Genomic DNA, 19,122 nt, shown 5'->3' with positions numbered 1-19,122 from the left:
ATTTAATGGTTTTGTGGTTTATTTTAGTAACAATGTTTGAGCGAGTGGGTTTATCAACTTGTGATTACAATCTTACTAATTTTGAGTATTATATTATGTTTGAAACTCTTAATTTGGAATTTTAAGGAGCCTTCTTTGAAAGTCAATTTCTTTGCTACTTGTCTAGGAGCAGCCATATACAGCAACGCATCGCTTAACGCTATCAAATTACTCCGTAAGGAAAATTTGGAAGTGGTTTTTAAAAAAGACCAGACTTGTTGCGGCCAACCAAGCTACAACTCAGGGTATTATGAAGAAACAAAAAAAGTCGTTTTATACAATATCAAACTTTATTCCAATAACGACTACCCTATTATCTTGCCTAGCGGTTCATGCACAGGGATGATGCGGCATGATTATTTGGAATTGTTTGAAGGGCATGCGGAATTTAACATGGTTAAAGATTTTTGCTCTAGGGTGTATGAATTGAGCGAGTTTTTGGATAAAAAATTGCAAGTCAAATATGAAGATAAGGGCGAACCCCTTAAAATCACATGGCATTCTAATTGCCATGCCTTAAGGGTGGCTAAAGTGATTGACTCGGCGAAAAATCTCATCAGACAGCTTAAAAATGTGGAACTCATTGAATTGGAAAAAGAAGAAGAATGCTGCGGGTTTGGGGGGACTTTTTCAGTCAAAGAGCCTGAAATTTCAGCGGTTATGGTCAAAGAAAAGATTAAAGACATAGAAAGCCGTCAAGTGGATGTGATTGTTTCAGCGGACGCTGGGTGTTTGATGAATATCAGCACCGCTATGCAAAAAATGGGCTCTCCCACAAAACCCATGCATTTTTATGACTTTTTAGCCTCAAGACTTGGGCTTTAACATTAAAAAATTGTTTTAAGGAATAATCATGGAAAAATATCATAGCGACCAAGAATACGAAGAAATCATCACCGACCAATTGGGCGATATGCAATTAAGGGAAAATTTGCGTTCTGCAATGGATACCTTAAGGGCTAATCGTAAGAATTTGATTAAAAATCGTTACAGCGAGTGGGAAAATTTAAGGGAATTAGGCAAAGAAGTCAAGCTTAAAATTTTATCCAGGCTTGATGAGTATTTGGAATTGTTTGAAAAAAACGCCACTCAAAACGGCTTTAAAATCCATTACGCTAAAGACGGCGATGAAGCTAATGAAATCATTTACAACCTCGCTAAAGAAAAGAATATCAAGCGCATTTTGAAGCAAAAATCCATGGCGAGCGAAGAAATTGGCTTGAACCACTACCTCAAAGAAAAGGGCATTCAAGCGCAAGAAACGGATTTGGGCGAATTGATTATCCAGCTCATTAATGAACACCCTGTGCATATTGTCGTGCCAGCTATCCATAAAAACCGCAAGCAAATCGGTAAGATTTTTGAAGAAAAACTCAACGCCGCTTATGAAGAAGAGCCTGAAAAGCTTAATGCGATCGCCAGAAAGCACATGCGCAAAGAATTTGAAAGCTTTAAAATGGGGATTAGTGGGGTGAATTTCGCTATCGCTAATGAGGGTGCGATCTGGTTAGTGGAAAATGAAGGCAATGGCCGCATGAGCACCACCGCATGCGATGTGCATGTCGCTATTTGCGGGATTGAAAAATTAGTAGAAAGCTTTGATGATGCGGCGATTTTAAACAATCTGCTCGCTCCAAGCGCTGTGGGTGTGCCTATCACATGCTATCAAAACATTATCACAGGCCCCAGAAAAGAGGGCGATTTAGACGGCCCTAAAGAAGCCCACATCATTTTATTAGACAACAACCGCTCTAATATTTTGGCTGATGAAAAGTATTATCGCGCTCTTTCATGCATTCGTTGCGGGACTTGTTTGAACCACTGCCCCGTGTATGACAAAATCGGTGGGCATGCCTATCTTTCTACTTATCCTGGCCCTATAGGCGTGGTGGTATCCCCTCAACTCTTTGGCTTGAATAATTACGGGCATATCCCTAATTTGTGCAGTCTTTGTGGGCGTTGCACTGAAGTGTGCCCTGTAGAAATCCCTTTAGCCGAGCTTATTAGAGATTTACGATCGGATAAAGTGGGCGAAGGCAGGGGCGTAGTTAAGGGGGCTAAAAGCACCCAACACAGCGGGATGGAAAAATTCTCTATGAAAATGTTTGCCAAAATGGCAAGCGATGGGGCTAAGTGGCGTTTCCAATTGAAAATGGCTCAATTTTTCTCGCCTTTAGGCAAGCTTTTAGCTCCCATACTGCCTTTAGTCAAAGAGTGGGCGAGCGTGAGAACCTTACCCAATATGGACACAAGCTTGCATGCAAAAGTCCAACACTTAGAAGGGGTGGTTTATGAGTAAAGAGCTTATTTTAAAGCGCATTAAAGAAGCCAGAGCCAAGAATGCCATTCAGGGAGCAAACCCTGCTTACAGGAATATCATTAAAGTGGAGTTTGAAGACTTGGTGGAAGAATACAAACATTTCCAAGTGTTGAATAAAGCTGAAGTCATTGAAAGCGCTAAAGAAAATTTAGAGCAAGCCATTTTAAAGGCTTTAGAAAATTTTAAAAGCAAAAAAATCTTACACTCTACAGATTTGAATTTGAATTTTGAAGCGTTCAAGGATTTTACTTTACAGCCTTATGATAAAGAAATTGAAGCGATGCGTGAAGAGTTGTTTGAGATTGATACCGCTTTATTGCATGGGGTTTGTGGGATTTCAAGCTTGGGCATGATTGGGGCGGTTTCTTCGCATGCAAGCCCAAGGTTGCTTTCACTCATCACCCTTAATTGCATCATCTTATTGAAAAAAGAATCCATTGTGCGCAACTTGAGTGAAGGCATGCAAGCTTTGAAAAATCAAAGCCAAAACGGCGTATTGCCCACAAACATGCTCCTTATTGGCGGGCCTAGCCGGACAGCCGACATTGAATTAAAAACCGTTTTTGGGGTGCATGGGCCTCAAAAAGTCGCTGTCATTCTCTATTAAAGGATAAGAATGGAAAAATTAGAAGTGGGGCAATTAGCCCCTGATTTTAGATTGAAAAACAGCGATGGCGTGGAAATTTCTTTAAAAGATTTGCTCCATAAAAAAGTGGTGTTGTATTTCTACCCTAAAGACAACACCCCCGGATGCACCTTAGAAGCCAAAGATTTTAGCGCTCTGTTTAGCGAATTTGAAAAGAAAAACGCTGTTGTCGTGGGCGTAAGCCCTGATAACGCGCAATCGCATCAAAAATTTATCAGCCAATGCTCTTTGAATGTGATCTTGCTCTGCGATGAAGGTAAGAAAGTGGCCAATCTTTACAAAGCTTATGGCAAACGCATGCTTTATGGGAAGGAGCATTTGGGGATTATCCGCTCCACTTTCATTATCAACACGCAAGGCGTTTTAGAAAAATGCTTCTATAATGTCAAAGCGAAAGGGCATGCTCAAAAAGTTTTAGAGAGTTTGTAGTTTCGCTCTCAAGCCTTTTAATCCTCAAACTCTAAGGCTCTGCTCTTTTCAAACATTGGTTGAGTCTTATTTAACAAAAACTTTTATTTTTTACGCTAAAACTCATAAAAAATAGGGTTATTTTGCGACAATAACCCCACAAAAACGCTTTTTAAAACACTATTTAACTAAAATCAAGCCCTTTTAATTTGATGGTAAAAAACGCTTTTTAGCTTTTTTAAATTTCTATTTTTGTTCAGGTTGCCAAATGGTCTTTTCTGAGGGGGTGCTATCGGCTTCGTTTTGCAAAATTTGTTTTTTAGTTTCATGGCAAGCCACAAACAATAACGCTAAAATTACAGCTAAAAGAGAAATTCTCATTCTAAGCTCCTTTGAATATTAAAATGCTTACGATAATTATAAAGAAAAAGAGTTAAAGATAGATTAATATTTAGCTCTGCTTTCATCAAATGTCGGCACTCAAAACCTTATTTAACCTTATTATTCTTTAATTTTTAAAACTTTGTTTTATGTAAAACTCATTCTCTTAAGGGGATAACTGGGGTATTTTGAAATAACTCTCCCCCTACAACCCCCAACTAAATCCCCCTATAGAACGCATTAGAAGAAACGATCGCTTGACTAAAGCCTCTTATTATTTTGATTTTAATCAAGCGCGTTGTTTTTTAAGCATGTCAGCGATTAAAAAAGCGAGTTCTAGGGCTTGAGTGGCGTTCAGTCTTGGATCGCATTGCGTATAGTAATGGCAGCTCAAACCCTCTTCGGTGATCGCTTGCGAGCCACCAATACATTCTGTAACATTTTCACCCGTCATTTCTAAATGAACCCCTGAAGCCAAGCTCCCTTCAGCCCTATGGATTTCAAAAAAGCTTTTCACTTCATCTAACACGCTATCAAAAGCCCTTGTTTTAACCCCCAAGTTGGTTTTGACCGTGTTGCCATGCATGGGATCAATGCTCCATAAAATGTGGCGTTTTTCTTTCAACACCCCTTGTAAAAGCTTAGGCAAGCGCTCTTTAATGATATTAGAACCCATGCGCACGATCAAATTCAAACGCCCTTTAAGGTTGTGCGGGTTTAAGACATCGCACAATTCTAGCACTTCGCTCACGCTCGCATTAGGCCCGATTTTCACGCCAATAGGGTTACAAACCCCCCTTAAAAACTCCACATGCGCGCCCTTAGGATCTCTTGTCCTTTCACCAATCCACAGCATGTGCGCGGAGCAATCATAAAACTGGTTAGTCAAACTATCCTTACGCACCAAAGGCTCTTCATAATGGAGCAGTAACGCTTCGTGGCTGGTGTAAAATTCCACTTCCCTAAGGATAGGCGTTTTTTCTATCTCCACCCCGCATGCTCGCATAAACCCTAAAGCTTGCGTGATCCGATCAGCGATTTGCTGGTATTTTTGCCCAAAGTCGTTATTTTTGACAAAATCCAAATTGAAACGATGCACTTGCTCTAAATTGGCTAACCCGCCTTGAGCAAAGGCTCTAATAAGGTTTAAAGTCGCTACGCTTTGATGGTAGGCTTTAAGCATTCTTTCAGGCTTTGGTTCTCTTTCTTTTTTGGAAATCCCATTGATAATATCCCCTCTATAACTCAACACTTCTTCATTATCTAGTATTTCAGTCGCATTAGAGCGAGGCTTGGCAAATTGCCCGGCAATGCGCCCCACTTTCACAATCGGTATAGAGCCAGCAAAAGTTAAGACAATCGCCATTTGCATCATCACTTTAAACATGTCTTTAATCCTGTTAGCGCTAAATTGAGAAAACGACTCCGCGCAATCGCCCCCTTGCAACAAAAACGCCTTATTGTCAATGACTTGGGCTAAACGCTCTTGCAAGTTCCTCGCTTCACCAGCAAACACTAAGGGAGGGTAAGAGCGCAATTCTTTTTTGACCCTTTCTAATTCTTGCTTATCTTTATAAGTGGGGTGTTGCTCTATCTTAAAAGAATGCCATGAAGCGGGCGACCAAGTTGTGTTTGACATTTCTACAATCCTTTATTAATTTTTTTTTAAGCGTTATTATAGCTTGTGCGGGTTAAATCGTGGATTTTAGAAAATAAATGTGCACCCAAAACCACCCCTTAATCTCAAAAAAACCCAATCATAAAAAGCTTTATGTTACAATGAGAACTCTTTGACACAATAAAAAGGCGGTTTAATAGCATGGCACAAGAAAAAGCACTTATAAGAGATCCTAAAAAACTCAACGCGTTTGATTTGCGTTGGATGGCGTCTTTATTTGGCACAGCCGTTGGGGCTGGGATTTTATTTTTGCCTATTAGAGCTGGTGGGCATGGGATATGGGCTATTGTGGTGATGAGTGCGATCATATTCCCTTTAACTTATCTGGGGCATAGAGCTTTAGCTTATTTCATAGGATCTAAAGATAAAGAAGACATTACTATGGTCGTTCGCTCTTATTTTGGTGCTCAATGGGGTTTTCTTATCACTTTGCTTTATTTCTTTGCGATTTATCCTATTTGTTTGGCTTATGGGGTGGGTATCACTAATGTGTTTGATCATTTTTTCACCAACCAGTTGCATTTAACGCCTTTTAATCGGGGCTTACTGGCTGTAGCGTTAGTTTCTTTAATGATGTTGGTGATGGTTTTTAACGCTACGATTGTTACGCGCATTTGTAACGCTTTAGTGTATCCTTTATGCTTGATCTTATTGCTTTTTTCTTTGTATCTTATCCCTTATTGGCAGAGCGCTAATCTTTTTGTGGTGCCGAGTTTTAAAGAATTTGTGTTAGCTATTTGGCTAACCTTACCGGTGCTTGTGTTTTCATTCAACCATAGCCCCATCATTTCAACCTTCACTCAAAATGTGGAAAAAGAATACGGCGCTTTCAAAGAGTATAAACTCAATCAAATTGAATTAGGGACATCGCTGATGCTTTTAGGGTTTGTGATGTTTTTTGTGTTTTCGTGCGTCATGTGCTTGAATGCTGATGATTTTGTGAAAGCAAGGGAACAAAATATCCCCATTTTAAGCTATTTTGCTAACACTTTAAACAACCCTTTAATCAACTATGCGGGGCCTGTGGTGGCTTTTTTAGCGATTTTTTCATCTTTTTTTGGGCATTATTATGGGGCTAAGGAGGGTTTAGAAGGCATTATCATTCAAAGTTTAAAATTGAAACAAGCTTCTAAACCCTTGAGCGTTAGCGTAACGATTTTTTTATGGCTGACTATCACGCTTGTGGCTTATATTAACCCTAATATCTTGGATTTTATTGAAAATTTAGGCGGTCCCATTATCGCACTCATTCTATTTGTGATGCCCATGATAGCGTTTTATAGCGTTTCTAGTTTGAAGCGTTTTAGAAACTTCAAAGTGGATATTTTTGTGTTTGTCTTTGGGAGCTTGACGGCTTTGAGCGTGTTTTTAGGACTATTTTAATGGCTAGTTTTTCTATTTTATCCATTTTTAAAATCGGCGTGGGGCCTAGCTCTTCACACACCATAGGGCCTATGGAAGCGGGGGCGAGATTTTGCGGGTTGTTAAAAGGCATTTTAGAGCAGGTTGAACGCGTTCAAATCACCTTGCATGGCTCATTGGCTTTAACCGGTAAAGGGCATTTGAGCGATGAAGCGGTTTTAATTGGCTTGCATGGCATTTACGCTAACGAATTAGATATAACAACCAAAAAAGCCTTATTGCATGAAGCGCTTGAAAACAAAGTTTTAAAACTCGCTAACCAACATCGCATTCCTTTTGATTATGCTAAAGATTTGATTTTTGACAACAAACCCTTAGCCAGACACCAAAACGCTCTCATTCTAAAAGCTTTTAACGCTAAAAATGAGGTTTTAAAAGAAGAGACTTACTATTCTGTCGGTGGAGGGTTTGTCTATACTGAAAAAGAATTAGACAACTTATCTAAAGAGGGTGGAAATGAAAGCATTGCCTATGATTTTTCAAGCGCTAAGGAATTGCTAGAATTATGCCAAAAACACCAAAAAAGCATCGCTGGAATCGTGCGTTTGAGAGAAGACGCCCTGAAAAACTGCCCTGATGCAACGATGGCTAAAATTTACCATGCGATGCTTGAGTGTTATGATAATGGGGTTAATTCTAAAGAAAGGTATCTGCCTGGTTCTTTAAAGGTAACACGATTAGCCCCAAGCATTAAAACGCGCTTAGAAAAACACCCCACAAGCGGGAAAGACCCCTTAGCGTTGATTGATTACATTTCGCTTTACGCTCGCGCCATTGCTGAAGAAAACGCTAGCGGAGGCAAGGTGGTAACCGCCCCCACTAATGGAGCGTGCGCAGTAGTGCCAAGCGTGCTTTTATACGCTAAAAACCATTTGTTTGAAAATTTATCGCAAAAATCTATCAATGATTTTTTACTCACCAGTGCGGCGATTGGCTATCTTTACAAGAAAAACGCTTCCTTGAGCGGCGCAGAAGCGGGGTGTCAGGCTGAAATTGGCGTGGCAAGCTCTATGGCTGCGGGGGGGTTAGCTCATTTGTGCCAAGCGACCACGCAACAGGTTTTAATCGCTAGTGAAATCGCTATGGAACACCATTTAGGATTGACATGCGATCCGGTGGGGGGCTTGGTGCAAATCCCTTGTATTGAACGCAATGTTTTAGGAGCGATCAAAGCGATTAGTGCTTCTAAACTGGCTTTAGAATATGAATACAAGCCTAAAGTGAGCTTAGATGAAGTGATCGCTACGATGTATGCAACCGGAAAAGACATGAATGAAAAATACAAAGAGACTTCGTTAGGGGGGTTAGCTAAGACTTTAGAATGCTAAGGGATAGCTCTAATCTTTAGGGGTTTTATTTCCTAAAAAAGGCTTTGTTTTTATCAAATGCAAATAAATCTTATCCAACTTTAATATCCTTCAAAAATTTTAAACATAGGGTTTTAAAGCGTTATTCCGTCGTTTTGGATTCCATTTTATAGTAAAAAGTTTATTTAAACTCATAAGGGGATGGGGATATTTTTTGAAATCATTCCCCTACAACCCCTTTTAAAAATCCCCCTAACTCCATAAGAGCATGTTATGAGAAATTATCACTAGCTTAGCTTTTTTATTTTGATTGTGAAAAACCCTCAAAGGCATCAATTTGATTACCAACACTCCATTAAAAATTTTTATAGGCTTTATAAAATGCGTTGGAATGTCTTGAGGTTATGTTTAACTCTGTCAATCGCTATATTTCAAAGATTTTTGCGTAACAAAACCTTAAGCTTACCAATCGTTACCACAAAAAAGCCAAAAAGCTTAAATTCTAAAGATTTTAAAAAAGCAGTGATTTTTAAAAGAGATAGTCCTAACCAATAGGACACAGAGCTTAGTGATAGAGAGCTAAAAGCCTAAAAAGGAGTGCTTAAGAAACTTATTTAAAGCCCCCTAGCCAAAAAGGTAAGCTAGGCTATTTTATTATTTTTCAGACTTACTAGAATCGCTAATTTGTTTTTCAAACTCTTGTTGCAAGGCCCGTTGTTGCTTTTCTTTCTTTGAAAGGCGTCGTTTTTTCTTGGGCTTTTTTTCCTTTTTTGAAGAAGTCTCTGGCTCTTTTGAAGCTGTTTCTTTGAGCGTGTTAGCGTTAGTCATAGGGTCTAGATCTGGGTTAGAAGAATTCTGTGTCTTAGAAGAGCTTATAAATTCAGGGCTATCAGTATGGCTTTCAAGCTCCCCACTGCTCCTCTTTTGGAATGCTGCCTTAGTGTCTTTCTCAGCTTGTTCTTCCATTTTTTTAAGAACGATTGCATCCACTTTTCTAGCCTTTTCTTTTTGGCTTATTCTAACCATGCTGATCAAATATTTGATATACCCATCATACATGTCCCCAAACTGCTCATGCAAAGCCCCAAAATCTGAGCCTTTGTAAAGCCAATTAAATAAGGGGAGTGAAAGCTCTGTCCCTAAGTCTTTAAGCACATGCTTATAAAACTTTTCTCTGTCATTCACCACAAAAGAAACCTTGCCATTCCTATGCTCATAGTAACAAATCTTTTGCTCCACGCAATCTTCCAAACTCCCCTTAAAGAAAGCTCCAAAAGCGGATAAATCGCCCTTACTCATCTTGGTTTCAGAATACTGGTTAAAATTCTTCACACGCTCTTTTTCTAAATCAACCATGCTCTTTAAAACCCTCTTGCGGTCTTTTTTCACATTCCCCGTAGAGCTTTCAGAAAACATAACATTGGGATCAACTGTAGTGTTAATAGTAGCAGAAGCCGTTTCTGCTCTCAACAAAAAAGTCGTAGCCACTAAAAAAAATAAAATTCGCTTCACACCAAACTCCTAATTAATATATAACCGCAACAAAAATAGATACCGTTCTTCATAAAAAGCTCTCTTTTGAAATATTCTATTGATAAAAAACCACCTAGAATTCAAGCTGTTTTAGCCGTCTTAAAATACAGACTTTCAAAGGGTCTTCATTACTAGGTATGATACTATAAATATCCAAAAAATACAAACACTCCAAAAACTTTAACCCTAAAAATTTGAGACGCTCTTTACAGCTAAAGGATTTGAGAGCAACAAAGCCCACCCACCAGATAGATAGTCTCTATTTTAAGAGTCAATGCTCAAACCCTATAACAGAATTATAACAAAAAAAACGCCTTACACCCCCACAGCCAAAAGCTAGAGATTTACGGCGTATTTTTACAAAAATCAAAAAAAGTTAGCACACCCTAAGCGCTAATGCTTATGATGGCTTGGTTTTTTCCCTTTTTTTCCCTTTTTTTCATGGTCATGAAAAGGGCCTTCGCATGCGCAATCATGCAAATCCAACCCCTCTTCACGGTATTCTTTCATGGTCATTGTTTTCTTTTTGTTAGCAATCACTTCAAGGATTTCTTTTTTACGCTTGTTGCGATCTTCTTGACTTAAAGAAGCCAAATTCTTATCCATCGCTTTCTTAAAATCCGCTTTATAATTTTTACGATCTTCTTCTTTCATCACTGCTAATCGCTTATTGATTTCTGCGCGAAACTCTGGAACTTCGCTAGGAGCGACTTTCCCTGCTTGCTCCAATAGTTGCTTATCATTCATGCTCTTAAAGTCACTCGCATTCAAAAAAAGCCCCAAAAAAGTCCCTGTAAATAATAAAGAAACCGCTAATTTTTTCATCAAATGCTCCCAATTCAAAAATAAAAAATGAATTCTATCATCTGATTGATTAAAGATAACTTATAGCGCTTTAATAGCCAATTGATTTTTAGATTTTATGATCAGCGCTCCATTAAAACAGCTAACCTATATCCCTTATTTTTAAAAATAATCAATTTATTTTTGATTTTTCAAAGATTTGTTTGTGTGCGGTTGTTGGTAAGTTCAATTGCTTGTAAGGATTGTGCTTTAATTTTTGCCAAGTAGCCGTATTGATTAAACAACGGCTTTGATACAAGAAAGTCATAAAAGGCCATAAAGAGCAAAAGCCCTTTTCTATACCCCCCATAAATTAACCCTAAAACACCTTAAAAGCTTACAATGTAACGCCAATAAAAGGCATAGGGGCGGTGGAAGGTGAATCTATAAGTAGTCCCTTCAGGCACATTATCCGCGCTAGCGGTATAGTAATTGTTGCGAATGGTTTGGATTTTCAAGCCAATTTCAAAACCTTGGTGTTTAGTGCCTAAGCGAATCCCGCCATTAACTAAGACCTGAAAATTTGATGGGTGGAAACTCCCTCTGTATTCATCAGCTAAGTCCTTAAAATAATAGTTTGTTGGACCCCAAGAGGTGCCACCAATCGCAACGCCCAAGAAAAACCCAAAATGCAAGTTCTCACGATTGAAAATAGCCGGGTTAAACAACACATCTGTGCCAGCCCCATAGCCAAACATGAAACTTTGAGAACCCTTGCGAGCGTCTCTCATGCCATAATCATTATAAGTGTAATACTTATAATAAGAGCTTGCAAAATCAAAGAATCCGTAATAACGCATTCCAAATTGCGGGGATTTCTTAAAAAAATGCTTATACCCTACAACAAACCCAAAACCATTGATAGCGTATTGTTGGTTGCTTAAGCCTTTATACCCACGAGTCCCTAGAGCGCCATGAGTAAGCCCTCCTGTGGGGTTTGACGCTGTAGGCATGTTAGGCGTGTTAGAGCCGTAAGCCCCACTTTGATTACCATTACAATTCCCATGGGAACAATTTTGAGCGGTAGTGCTGAGCATACCTAACTGGTAATCAATCCCTATAAAAGCAGCATTTCTTTCACCTTTTTTGGTAGGGCTAGTCTTAATAGCTTTTTCTTGCTTAGGGGTCTCTGCTGACAATAAGCTTGTCATCGCTAGAGAGATAGCACCTACTATAACAGATTTCTTCATGTATTCCTTCCTTCTACATTTTCTCTACTTGAGTTCTAAATGCTACATTCTACTATAAAATTGCTTTCTTTTTGATTAAATATAGCGATTGAATGAGAATAAATTGAAACAAAAATCAATTTTAGGAACTTTTTAGTAAAAATTCCTAAATCCTCTCACCTTTTTTAGGCTAAAACTAAACCTAACAGCCAATAGAGATTAAAGATGCTCTCTCACGCTCTCTAACACGCTCTTAAAGGCTTGCATGTCGTTCATCGCCATGTCTGCTAAAACCTTGCGGTCTAATTCAATGTTAGCCACTTTTAAGGCATGCATGAAGCGCGAATAACTTGTTTCATGCATTCTGCAAGCCGCATTAATCCTTACCACCCACAAACTCCTGAACTCTCTTTTCTTTTGTTTGCGATCCCTAAAGGCGTAATACATGCTCCTTTCAAGCTGTTCTTTAGCCTTTCTAAAATGCTTTCTTCTGCCACTATAAAACCCTCTAGCGAGTTTTAAGACTTTTTTATGGCGTCTTCTGCGCACAACGCCTGTTTTAACTCTCATTTCTTTACCTTTCTTTTTAAAATATTTTTAGGTGCGTTTTTCAAACGACTTTCCCTTAAATAAGGGGATTAACTCCACTTTCTAATGAGCATTCCTAAGCCCTGCAAAGCAGCGACATGACAGAATGCGCGTTAGTGTGATGCACATGTTTTGGCGCGTTTAGATTGGCTTTACGCTTAGGGCTTTTTTTAGTCAAAATATGGCTTTTAAAAGCACTGCCACGCTTAATCAAGTTTTTTTTGACTTTGAAACGCTTAGACGCGCCGCGATTAGTCTTCATTTTTGGCATGATTTTCTCCTTTCATAAGGTTAATACGATTAAAAGGTGGGTTATTTTCTTTGGTTTTCTTTTCGTTTTTGGGGGCTTCTTTAGCCTTAGGCACAAACATCCATGAAACAAAACGCCCCTCAGTTTTTGGCTCCTTTTCAGGGTTAGCTAAATCCTCCATCATTGTTTGGATTCTCAAAAGCACATCAAGCCCAGCTTTTGAGTTTTGACTCTCCCTACCCTTTAAAACCACTTTGAATTTGACATGCTTATTGGCTTCAATAAATTCTCTCGCATGCTTGACTTTGTAGTTAATATCGTTTTGCGCAATTTGAGTGGAAAGCTTGATCTCTTTGATTTCAATTTGCTTTTGCTTTTTCTTGGCTTCCTTGATTTTCTTTTCATTTTGGTAGCGGAATTTATTATAATCCATCACCTTACACACGGGAGGTTTCGCGCTCGCTGAAATCAAAACCAAATCCAAACCTAAATTTTGAGCGATATTGAGCGCTTCTTTGGAAGAAATGATCCCATACACTTCGCCATTATCGCCCACGCAACGCACTTCTTTAAAATTAATATCTCCGTTTAACAACACTTCGTTCCTACTCAAAAACTAACCTCTTGCATCTTAGATTCAACCATGTTTAAAAACTCCTTTAAGGGCATTTTATATTGAGCTTGTTTTTCTCTGTCTCTAATGGATAGAATTTCGGTCTCCATTTCCTCATTCCCTAAAACTAAAATCATAGGGATTTTTGCTTTTCGGCTAAGCGCACTTTTTTATTCAAGCTGTCGTTTTTATCCAACACTTCTACAAAAATATCGCGCTTTTTTAATTCCTCTTTTAATTTCAAAGCAAAAACATGATGCTCTTCATTAATAGGAATGAGAGCGATTTGAGTGGGCGCGACAAAGAAAGGGAAATTCCCCCCAAAATGTTCGCTCAAAATCGCAATAAACCTTTCAAACGAGCCTAAAATCGCCCTGTGGATCATCACCGGCTGTTCAGCGTGATTACGCTCATTCGTGAAAGCGAGCTTGAAGCGTTCAGGCAGATTCATATCCACTTGAATCGTGCCGCACTGCCATTTACGCCTTAAAGCGTCAGTGATTTTAATGTCAATCTTAGGCCCATAGAAAGCCCCTCCCCCTTCATCAATCTTATAATCAATGCGGTGCTCTTTTAGGGCTTCTTTTAAAGCGTCAGTGGCCTTTTCCCAAACTTCATCATCGCCTATGGATTTAGTTGGTCTAGTGGATAATTCCATTTCATAGCTAAAACCAAACGCTTTCATGATTTTATGCGTGAAATCTAAAATCGCACTCACTTCGCTTTGGATCTGTTCAAAAGAGCAAAAAATATGCGCATCATCTTGGGTAAATTCCCTAACCCTTAAAAGCCCATGCAACACGCCGCTTTTTTCGTGCCGATGCACCACGCCGTATTCATAAAACCTTAAAGGCAAATCTCTGTAGCTGTGTAAAGCGCTTTGATAGACTTTAATATGCCCCACGCAATTCATAGGCTTTATGCCGTATTCTTGCTCATCAATCGTGGTGAAATACATGTTTTCTTTATAATTGTCATAATGCCCGCTGATTTTCCACACATCGCTCTTTAAAATCTCAGGGCCTTTGACCGGCTCATAGCCTCTTAAAAGCAACGCTTGACTCAATAAGTCTTCAATGCGTTTTCTGAGCCTTGCCCCTTTAGGCAACCATAAAGGTAAGCCTGCCCCTATCTCATCATCAAAGCTAAAAAGCCCTAGCTCCACGCCCAGCTTTCTGTGGTCTCGTTTTTTCGCTTCTTCTATTTGGAAAAGATAGTCTTTTAAGCCCTCTTTGGTGGCAAAAGCGATGCCATAGATTCTAATGAGCATTTCATTGTTTTCATCGCCACCCAAATAAGCCCCGGCCAATTTAGTGAGCTTGAAATGGTTTAAAAAACGGGTGTTTGGGAGATGCGGCCCCTTACACAAATCTTCAAACTCGCCTTGTTTATACACGCCAAATATATCGCCACTGATTTTACTCATCACCGCATGCTTTAATTCATCGCCCTTAAAACGCTCCAAAGCTTGCTCTCTGGTTAAAGTCTCTTTAGTGATAGCGAGCTTTGACTTCGCAAACTCTTTCATTTTCGCTTCAATTTTAGGCAAATCCTCTTCGCTGATTTTTGAAGAAGTCTTAAAATCGTAATAAAACCCCTCTTCTACCACAGGGCCTACAAAAAATTTCGCGTCCGGATAAAGGGCTTTCAAGCTTTGTGCGAGCAAATGCGCGCATGAATGCCTGATCACTTCTAAAGCCAAAGGCGAATCATCAAAATATATCGGCTCGCTCCCTTTTAACGCTTCAATCCCATCGCTCAGCCCTAAGACTTTCGCACTCTCTAAATCTATTATTTGCTCGTCTTTATAAACAGCAATCAGTTCCGCACTCATTCTTTAAAACTTATGTTTCCTTTCTTATAAACCTTAAAATTTAGCAATCTTTTGAGCCAAACCCGCATTGCACTTGCGAATCCACTTTCTCAGCTTTAGGGTCGCTCATAGGCTTTAAACACGCTTGTAAAAACACCATACAAAGCAAATTCAACAATAACCGCCTATACAAAACCACCCTTCCTATATTCAAAAATACCTAACTAACCGCCCATTATACAATAAAATCATAAACCAAAAAGAATACACCCTCTTAATTAAAAAGCTTAGTAATACAAACTAGCTTAAACTAAAGCTCTATCATGCTATCATTATTATATTTTTGTTTTAAGAGACTTAATGATAATTTTAAGGGAGTTTTGTGCGATATATCAAGTTTTTCAAAGAGTTGAACAATAAGAATGTGAATCTGGTTGGGGGCAAGAACGCTAGCATTGGCGAGATGTTTCAAGAATTAGTGCCAATTGGTATTAAAGTGCCTGATGGCTTTGCGATCACCAGCGAAGCGTATTGGTATCTTTTGGAGCAAGGGGGGGCTAAACAAAAGATCATAGAGCTTTTAGAAAATGTTGATGCCACGGAAATTGATGTGTTAAAAATCCGCTCCAAACAAATCAGAGAGCTTATTTTTGGCACGCCTTTTCCTAGCGATTTGAGAGATGAGATTTTTCAAGCTTATGAAATTTTAAGCCGACAATACGACATGAAAGAAGCCGATGTGGCAGTAAGGAGTTCCGCTACTGCAGAAGATTTGCCAGACGCTTCTTTTGCCGGGCAGCAAGACACTTATTTAAACATTAAGGGTAAAACAGAATTGATCCACTATATCAAATCCTGTTTAGCGTCGCTTTTTACCGATAGAGCGATTAGCTATAGAGCGAGTCGTGGGTTTGATCATTTAAAAGTCGCCTTGAGTGTGGGGGTGCAAAAAATGGTGCGAGCGGATAAAGGCAGCGCGGGCGTGATGTTTTCTATTGACACTGAAACCGGTTTTAAAGACGCGGTGTTTATCACTTCAGCGTGGGGGTTAGGCGAAAATGTGGTGGGCGGCACGATAAACCCTGATGAATTTTATGTGTTTAAGCCCACTTTAGAACAAAACAAACGCCCCATTATCAAACGGCAACTCGGCAATAAAACGCAAAAAATGGTCTATGCCCCAAGAGGGAGCGAACACCCCACTAGAAACATTAAAACCACCAAAAAAGAATGGCAATCCTTTTCATTGAGCGATGAAGACGTGCTGATTTTAGCCAAATACGCCATTGAAATTGAAAAACATTACTCTAAAGAAGCCAAACAATACCGCCCTATGGATATAGAATGGGCTAAAGATGGCGATAGTGGGGAAATTTTTATCGTTCAAGCGCGCCCAGAAACCGTTCAAAGCCAAAAAAGTAAAGAAGAAAATCAAGTCTTTGAAAAATTCAAATTCAAAAACCCTAGCGAAAAGAAAGAGGTTATCCTACAAGGCAGAGCGATTGGGAGTAAAATCGGATCAGGGAAAGTGCGTATCATCAATGATTTGGAGCACATGAATTCTTTTAAAGAGGGCGAAATTTTAGTTACGGATAATACCGACCCAGACTGGGAGCCTTGCATGAAAAAAGCGAGCGCGGTTATCACTAATCGTGGGGGGCGCACTTGCCATGCCGCTATTGTGGCTAGAGAAATTGGCGTGCCAGCCATTGTTGGGGTGAGTGGGGCGACTGATAGCCTTTATACCGGCATGGAAATCACGGTTTCTTGTGCTGAGGGCGAAGAGGGCTATGTGTATGCAGGCATTTATGAGCATGAAATTGAAAGGGTGGAGCTTTCTAACATGCAAGAAACTCAAACAAAAATTTACATCAATATTGGAAACCCTGAAAAAGCCTTTAGCTTTTCTCAACTCCCTAATCACGGCGTAGGGTTAGCCAGAATGGAAATGATTATTTTAAATCAAATCAAAGCCCACCCCTTAGCTTTAGTGGATTTGCACCACAAAAAAAGCGTGAAAGAAAAAAATGAAATTGAAAATCTCATGGCAGGCTATGCTAACCCTAAAGATTTTTTTGTGAAAAAAATCGCTGAAGGCATTGGCATGATCAGTGCGGCGTTTTACCCTAAACCTGTGATTGTAAGGACTAGCGATTTCAAATCCAATGAATACATGCGCATGCTTGGCGGCTCTAGCTATGAGCCTAATGAAGAAAACCCCATGCTTGGTTATAGGGGGGCTAGTCGGTATTATTCAGAAAGCTATAATGAAGCGTTTTCATGGGAGTGTGAAGCCTTAGCGTTAGTGAGAGAAGAAATGGGCTTAACGAACATGAAAGTGATGATCCCTTTTTTGCGCACCATTGAAGAGGGTAAAAAAGTCCTAGAAATCTTAAGAAAAAACAATTTAGAATCCGGTAAAAACGGGCTTGAAATTTATATCATGTGCGAATTGCCAGTGAATGTCATTTTAGCTGATGATTTCTTAAGCTTGTTTGATGGCTTTTCTATTGGATCAAACGATTTAACCCAACTCACTTTAGGCGTGGATAGAGACAGCGAATTAGTCAGCCATGTCTTTGATGAAAGGAATGAAGCGATGCTCAAAATGTTTAAAAAAGCGATTGAAGCTTGTAAAAGGCACAACAAATATTGCGGGATTTGCGGGCAAGCCCCAAGCGATTACCCTGAAGTGACAGAGTTTTTAGTCAAAGAGGGCATCACTTCCATTTCTTTAAACCCTGATAGCGTGATCCCCACTTGGAACGCCGTAGCCAAGTTAGAAAAAGAATTGAAAGACCATGGCTTAACTGCGCATTGATAATAAAGGGGTTGATCTAACTTGAGTGGGTTTTTCGTATTAGTTTCCATGGTATAATTTTGAAAAGTGGGATTGTTTTTTGAAAAAAGGTTGGTAATGGAATCAATAAAAACAGGAAAAACAAATAAGGTTGGCAAAAACACAGAGACAGCTAACACAAAGGCAAATAAAGAGACTCATTTCAAACAAGCGAGCGCCATTACAAATACGCTCAGATCAATTGGTGGGTTTTTTACAAAAATTGTAAAGAAAGTTAGAGAACTTGTAAAAAAACACCCCAAGAAAAGCAATGCGGCATTAGTAGTATTGACCCATGTTGCATGCAAGAGGGCAAAAGAATTAGACGATAAAGTCCAGGATAAATCCAAACAAGCTGAAAAAGAAAATCAAATCAATTGGTGGAAGTATTCAGGACTCACAATAGCGACAAGTTTATTATTAGCCGCTTGTAGCGCTGGTGATACTGATAAACAGATAGAGTTAGAACAAGAAAAACAAAAGACAAGCAATATAGAAACCAATAATCAAATAAAAGTAGAACAAGAAAAACAAAAGACAAGCAATATAGAAACCAATAATCAAATAAAAGTAGAACAAGAAAAACAAAAGACAAGCAATATAGAAACCAATAATCAAATAAAAGTAGAACAAGAACAACAAAAGACAGAACAAGAAAAACAAAAGACAATTAATACACAGAAAGATTTCATTAAATACATAGAACAAAATTGCAAAGAAAATCATGGCCAATTCTTTATTAAAAAAGGAGGAATTAAGGCTGGTATTGGTATAGAAGTAGAAGCTGAATGCAAAACCCCTAAGCCCACAAAAACCAATCAAACCCCTATCCAGCCAAAACACCTCCCAAACTCTAAACAACCCCGCTCTCAAAGAGGATCAAAAGCGCAAGAGCTTATAGCTTATTTGCAAAAAGAATTAGAATCTCTGCCCTATTCACAAAAAGCTATCGCTAAACAAGTGGATTTTTACAGGCCAAGTTCTATCGCTTATTTAGAACTAGATCCTAGAGATTTTAAAGCTACAGAAGAATGGCAAAAAGAAAATCTAAAAATACGCTCTAAAGCTCAAGCTAAAATGCTTGAAATGAGAAACCCACAAGCCCACCTTTCAACCTCTCAAAGCCTTTTGTTCCTTCAAAAAATATTTGCTGATGTTAATAAAGAAATAAAAGCAGTTGCTAATACTGAAAAGAAAGCAGAAAAAGCGGGTTATGGTTATAGTAAAAGGATGTAGCGATTAAAATATTACACCAAGTTTTTAATGATCTGTC

Annotated in this window: 18 protein-coding genes and 2 pseudogenes; 9 read left to right on the top strand and 11 right to left on the bottom strand. The window is 39.0% G+C overall.

Going from position 1 to position 19,122, the window contains the following annotated elements; all coding sequences use genetic code 11:
* Positions 1 to 135 precede the first annotated feature (135 nt).
* From D2C72_07915 to D2C72_07900, 4 genes are read left to right on the top strand one after another with little or no spacing between them, the layout of a single operon-like run.
* Positions 136 to 864, top strand: a complete 729-nt coding sequence (locus D2C72_07915) for a (Fe-S)-binding protein (GenBank protein ID QEF44125.1) — start codon at positions 136 to 138, stop codon at positions 862 to 864.
* A gap of 28 nt (positions 865 to 892) precedes the next feature.
* The gene (locus D2C72_07910; GenBank protein ID QEF44124.1) at positions 893 to 2,338 is read left to right on the top strand and encodes an iron-sulfur cluster-binding protein; all 1,446 of its coding nucleotides are present in this window, start codon (positions 893 to 895) and stop codon (positions 2,336 to 2,338) included.
* Entirely contained in the window at positions 2,331 to 2,966 is a 636-nt protein-coding gene (locus D2C72_07905; protein ID QEF44123.1) for a lactate utilization protein C, read from the top strand. Before D2C72_07910 ends, D2C72_07905 begins: the two co-directional genes overlap by 8 nt.
* Before the next feature lie 9 nt (positions 2,967 to 2,975).
* Positions 2,976 to 3,434 carry a peroxiredoxin gene (locus D2C72_07900; protein ID QEF44122.1) on the top strand — a complete coding sequence of 153 codons (459 nt, stop codon included), beginning with the start codon at positions 2,976 to 2,978 and terminating at the stop codon, positions 3,432 to 3,434.
* A gap of 225 nt (positions 3,435 to 3,659) precedes the next feature.
* Here D2C72_07900 and D2C72_07895 read toward each other — a convergent pair whose 3' ends face one another.
* Together D2C72_07895 and D2C72_07890 are read right to left on the bottom strand one after the other, a co-directional pair.
* Positions 3,660 to 3,794 carry a hypothetical protein gene (locus D2C72_07895; GenBank protein ID QEF44121.1) on the bottom strand — a complete coding sequence of 45 codons (135 nt, stop codon included), beginning with the start codon at positions 3,792 to 3,794 and terminating at the stop codon, positions 3,660 to 3,662.
* A 289-nt stretch (positions 3,795 to 4,083) separates the two neighbouring features.
* Entirely contained in the window at positions 4,084 to 5,433 is a 1,350-nt protein-coding gene (locus D2C72_07890; protein QEF44120.1) for a 3-deoxy-7-phosphoheptulonate synthase class II, read from the bottom strand.
* Between the two features lie 180 nt (positions 5,434 to 5,613).
* Between D2C72_07890 and D2C72_07885 the strand changes: the two genes are divergently transcribed.
* On the top strand, positions 5,614 to 6,855 hold the full coding sequence (locus D2C72_07885) for an HAAAP family serine/threonine permease (protein ID QEF44119.1): 1,242 nt from the start codon (positions 5,614 to 5,616) through the stop codon (positions 6,853 to 6,855).
* A complete protein-coding gene (locus D2C72_07880; GenBank protein QEF44118.1) occupies positions 6,855 to 8,222 on the top strand; it encodes an L-serine ammonia-lyase in 1,368 nt (455 codons plus the stop codon). Before D2C72_07885 ends, D2C72_07880 begins: the two co-directional genes overlap by 1 nt.
* Before the next feature lie 633 nt (positions 8,223 to 8,855).
* Here the strand turns inward: D2C72_07880 and D2C72_07875 are convergent.
* Entirely contained in the window at positions 8,856 to 9,713 is an 858-nt protein-coding gene (locus D2C72_07875) for a hypothetical protein (protein ID QEF44117.1), read from the bottom strand.
* Between D2C72_07875 and D2C72_07870 the strand changes: the two are divergent.
* A pseudogene (locus D2C72_07870) lies at positions 9,637 to 9,869 on the top strand (hypothetical protein). The gene D2C72_07875 and the pseudogene D2C72_07870 overlap by 77 nt on opposite strands.
* Before the next feature lie 258 nt (positions 9,870 to 10,127).
* Here D2C72_07870 and D2C72_07865 read toward each other — a convergent pair.
* From D2C72_07865 to D2C72_07830, 8 genes and pseudogenes are all read right to left on the bottom strand, one after another.
* On the bottom strand, positions 10,128 to 10,559 hold the full coding sequence (locus D2C72_07865) for a DUF1104 domain-containing protein (GenBank protein ID QEF44116.1): 432 nt from the start codon (positions 10,557 to 10,559) through the stop codon (positions 10,128 to 10,130).
* 170 nt (positions 10,560 to 10,729) lie between these two features.
* Positions 10,730 to 10,855, bottom strand: a complete 126-nt coding sequence (locus D2C72_07860; GenBank protein ID QEF44209.1) for a hypothetical protein — start codon at positions 10,853 to 10,855, stop codon at positions 10,730 to 10,732.
* A gap of 51 nt (positions 10,856 to 10,906) precedes the next feature.
* On the bottom strand, positions 10,907 to 11,767 hold the full coding sequence (locus tag D2C72_07855) for an outer membrane protein (protein QEF44115.1): 861 nt from the start codon (positions 11,765 to 11,767) through the stop codon (positions 10,907 to 10,909).
* 198 nt (positions 11,768 to 11,965) lie between these two features.
* Complete coding sequence (gene rplT, locus D2C72_07850) at positions 11,966 to 12,316, bottom strand: 50S ribosomal protein L20 (protein QEF44114.1); 351 nt, start codon at positions 12,314 to 12,316, stop codon at positions 11,966 to 11,968.
* Between the two features lie 94 nt (positions 12,317 to 12,410).
* Positions 12,411 to 12,605 (bottom strand): 50S ribosomal protein L35, encoded by a 195-nt coding sequence (rpmI, locus tag D2C72_07845; GenBank protein QEF44113.1) that lies wholly within the window; start codon positions 12,603 to 12,605, stop codon positions 12,411 to 12,413.
* Positions 12,586 to 13,197 (bottom strand): translation initiation factor IF-3, encoded by a 612-nt coding sequence (gene infC, locus D2C72_07840; GenBank protein QEF44112.1) that lies wholly within the window; start codon positions 13,195 to 13,197, stop codon positions 12,586 to 12,588. Before infC ends, rpmI begins: the two co-directional genes overlap by 20 nt.
* Positions 13,194 to 15,031 (bottom strand): annotated as a pseudogene (locus D2C72_07835) (threonine--tRNA ligase). The gene infC and the pseudogene D2C72_07835 overlap by 4 nt, the downstream one beginning before the upstream one ends.
* Positions 15,032 to 15,071: 40 nt before the next feature.
* The gene (locus tag D2C72_07830; GenBank protein QEF44111.1) at positions 15,072 to 15,203 is read right to left on the bottom strand and encodes a hypothetical protein; all 132 of its coding nucleotides are present in this window, start codon (positions 15,201 to 15,203) and stop codon (positions 15,072 to 15,074) included.
* A 189-nt stretch (positions 15,204 to 15,392) separates the two neighbouring features.
* Between D2C72_07830 and ppsA the strand changes: the two genes are divergently transcribed.
* Together ppsA and D2C72_07820 are read left to right on the top strand one after the other, a co-directional pair.
* Positions 15,393 to 17,831, top strand: coding sequence for a pyruvate, water dikinase (ppsA, locus tag D2C72_07825; protein ID QEF44110.1), 2,439 nt, complete (start codon positions 15,393 to 15,395; stop codon positions 17,829 to 17,831).
* A 96-nt stretch (positions 17,832 to 17,927) separates the two neighbouring features.
* Complete coding sequence (locus D2C72_07820) at positions 17,928 to 19,085, top strand: DUF874 family protein (GenBank protein QEF44109.1); 1,158 nt, start codon at positions 17,928 to 17,930, stop codon at positions 19,083 to 19,085.
* The last annotated feature ends 37 nt before the right edge of the window (positions 19,086 to 19,122 follow it).

Origin of the sequence: Helicobacter pylori (assembly GCA_008032955.1) — a bacterium.
In the GTDB taxonomy this organism is placed as follows: Bacteria; Campylobacterota; Campylobacteria; order Campylobacterales; family Helicobacteraceae; genus Helicobacter; species Helicobacter pylori_DC.
The sequence above is the reverse complement of the archived record's forward strand: the minus strand, read 5'-3'. Positions and strand labels throughout refer to the sequence as shown.

Coding starts and splice junctions, on each gene's coding strand:
- D2C72_07910 (QEF44124.1), top strand. CDS start 893: ATGGAAAAATATCATAGCGACCAAGAATACGAAGAAATCATCACCGAC.
- D2C72_07905 (QEF44123.1), top strand. CDS start 2,331: ATGAGTAAAGAGCTTATTTTAAAGCGCATTAAAGAAGCCAGAGCCAAG.
- D2C72_07900 (QEF44122.1), top strand. CDS start 2,976: ATGGAAAAATTAGAAGTGGGGCAATTAGCCCCTGATTTTAGATTGAAA.
- D2C72_07895 (QEF44121.1), bottom strand. CDS start 3,794: ATGAGAATTTCTCTTTTAGCTGTAATTTTAGCGTTATTGTTTGTGGCT.
- D2C72_07890 (QEF44120.1), bottom strand. CDS start 5,433: ATGTCAAACACAACTTGGTCGCCCGCTTCATGGCATTCTTTTAAGATA.
- D2C72_07885 (QEF44119.1), top strand. CDS start 5,614: ATGGCACAAGAAAAAGCACTTATAAGAGATCCTAAAAAACTCAACGCG.
- D2C72_07880 (QEF44118.1), top strand. CDS start 6,855: ATGGCTAGTTTTTCTATTTTATCCATTTTTAAAATCGGCGTGGGGCCT.
- D2C72_07865 (QEF44116.1), bottom strand. CDS start 10,559: ATGAAAAAATTAGCGGTTTCTTTATTATTTACAGGGACTTTTTTGGGG.
- D2C72_07860 (QEF44209.1), bottom strand. CDS start 10,855: ATGGCCTTTTATGACTTTCTTGTATCAAAGCCGTTGTTTAATCAATAC.
- D2C72_07855 (QEF44115.1), bottom strand. CDS start 11,767: ATGAAGAAATCTGTTATAGTAGGTGCTATCTCTCTAGCGATGACAAGC.
- rplT (QEF44114.1), bottom strand. CDS start 12,316: ATGAGAGTTAAAACAGGCGTTGTGCGCAGAAGACGCCATAAAAAAGTC.
- rpmI (QEF44113.1), bottom strand. CDS start 12,605: ATGCCAAAAATGAAGACTAATCGCGGCGCGTCTAAGCGTTTCAAAGTC.
- D2C72_07820 (QEF44109.1), top strand. CDS start 17,928: ATGGAATCAATAAAAACAGGAAAAACAAATAAGGTTGGCAAAAACACA.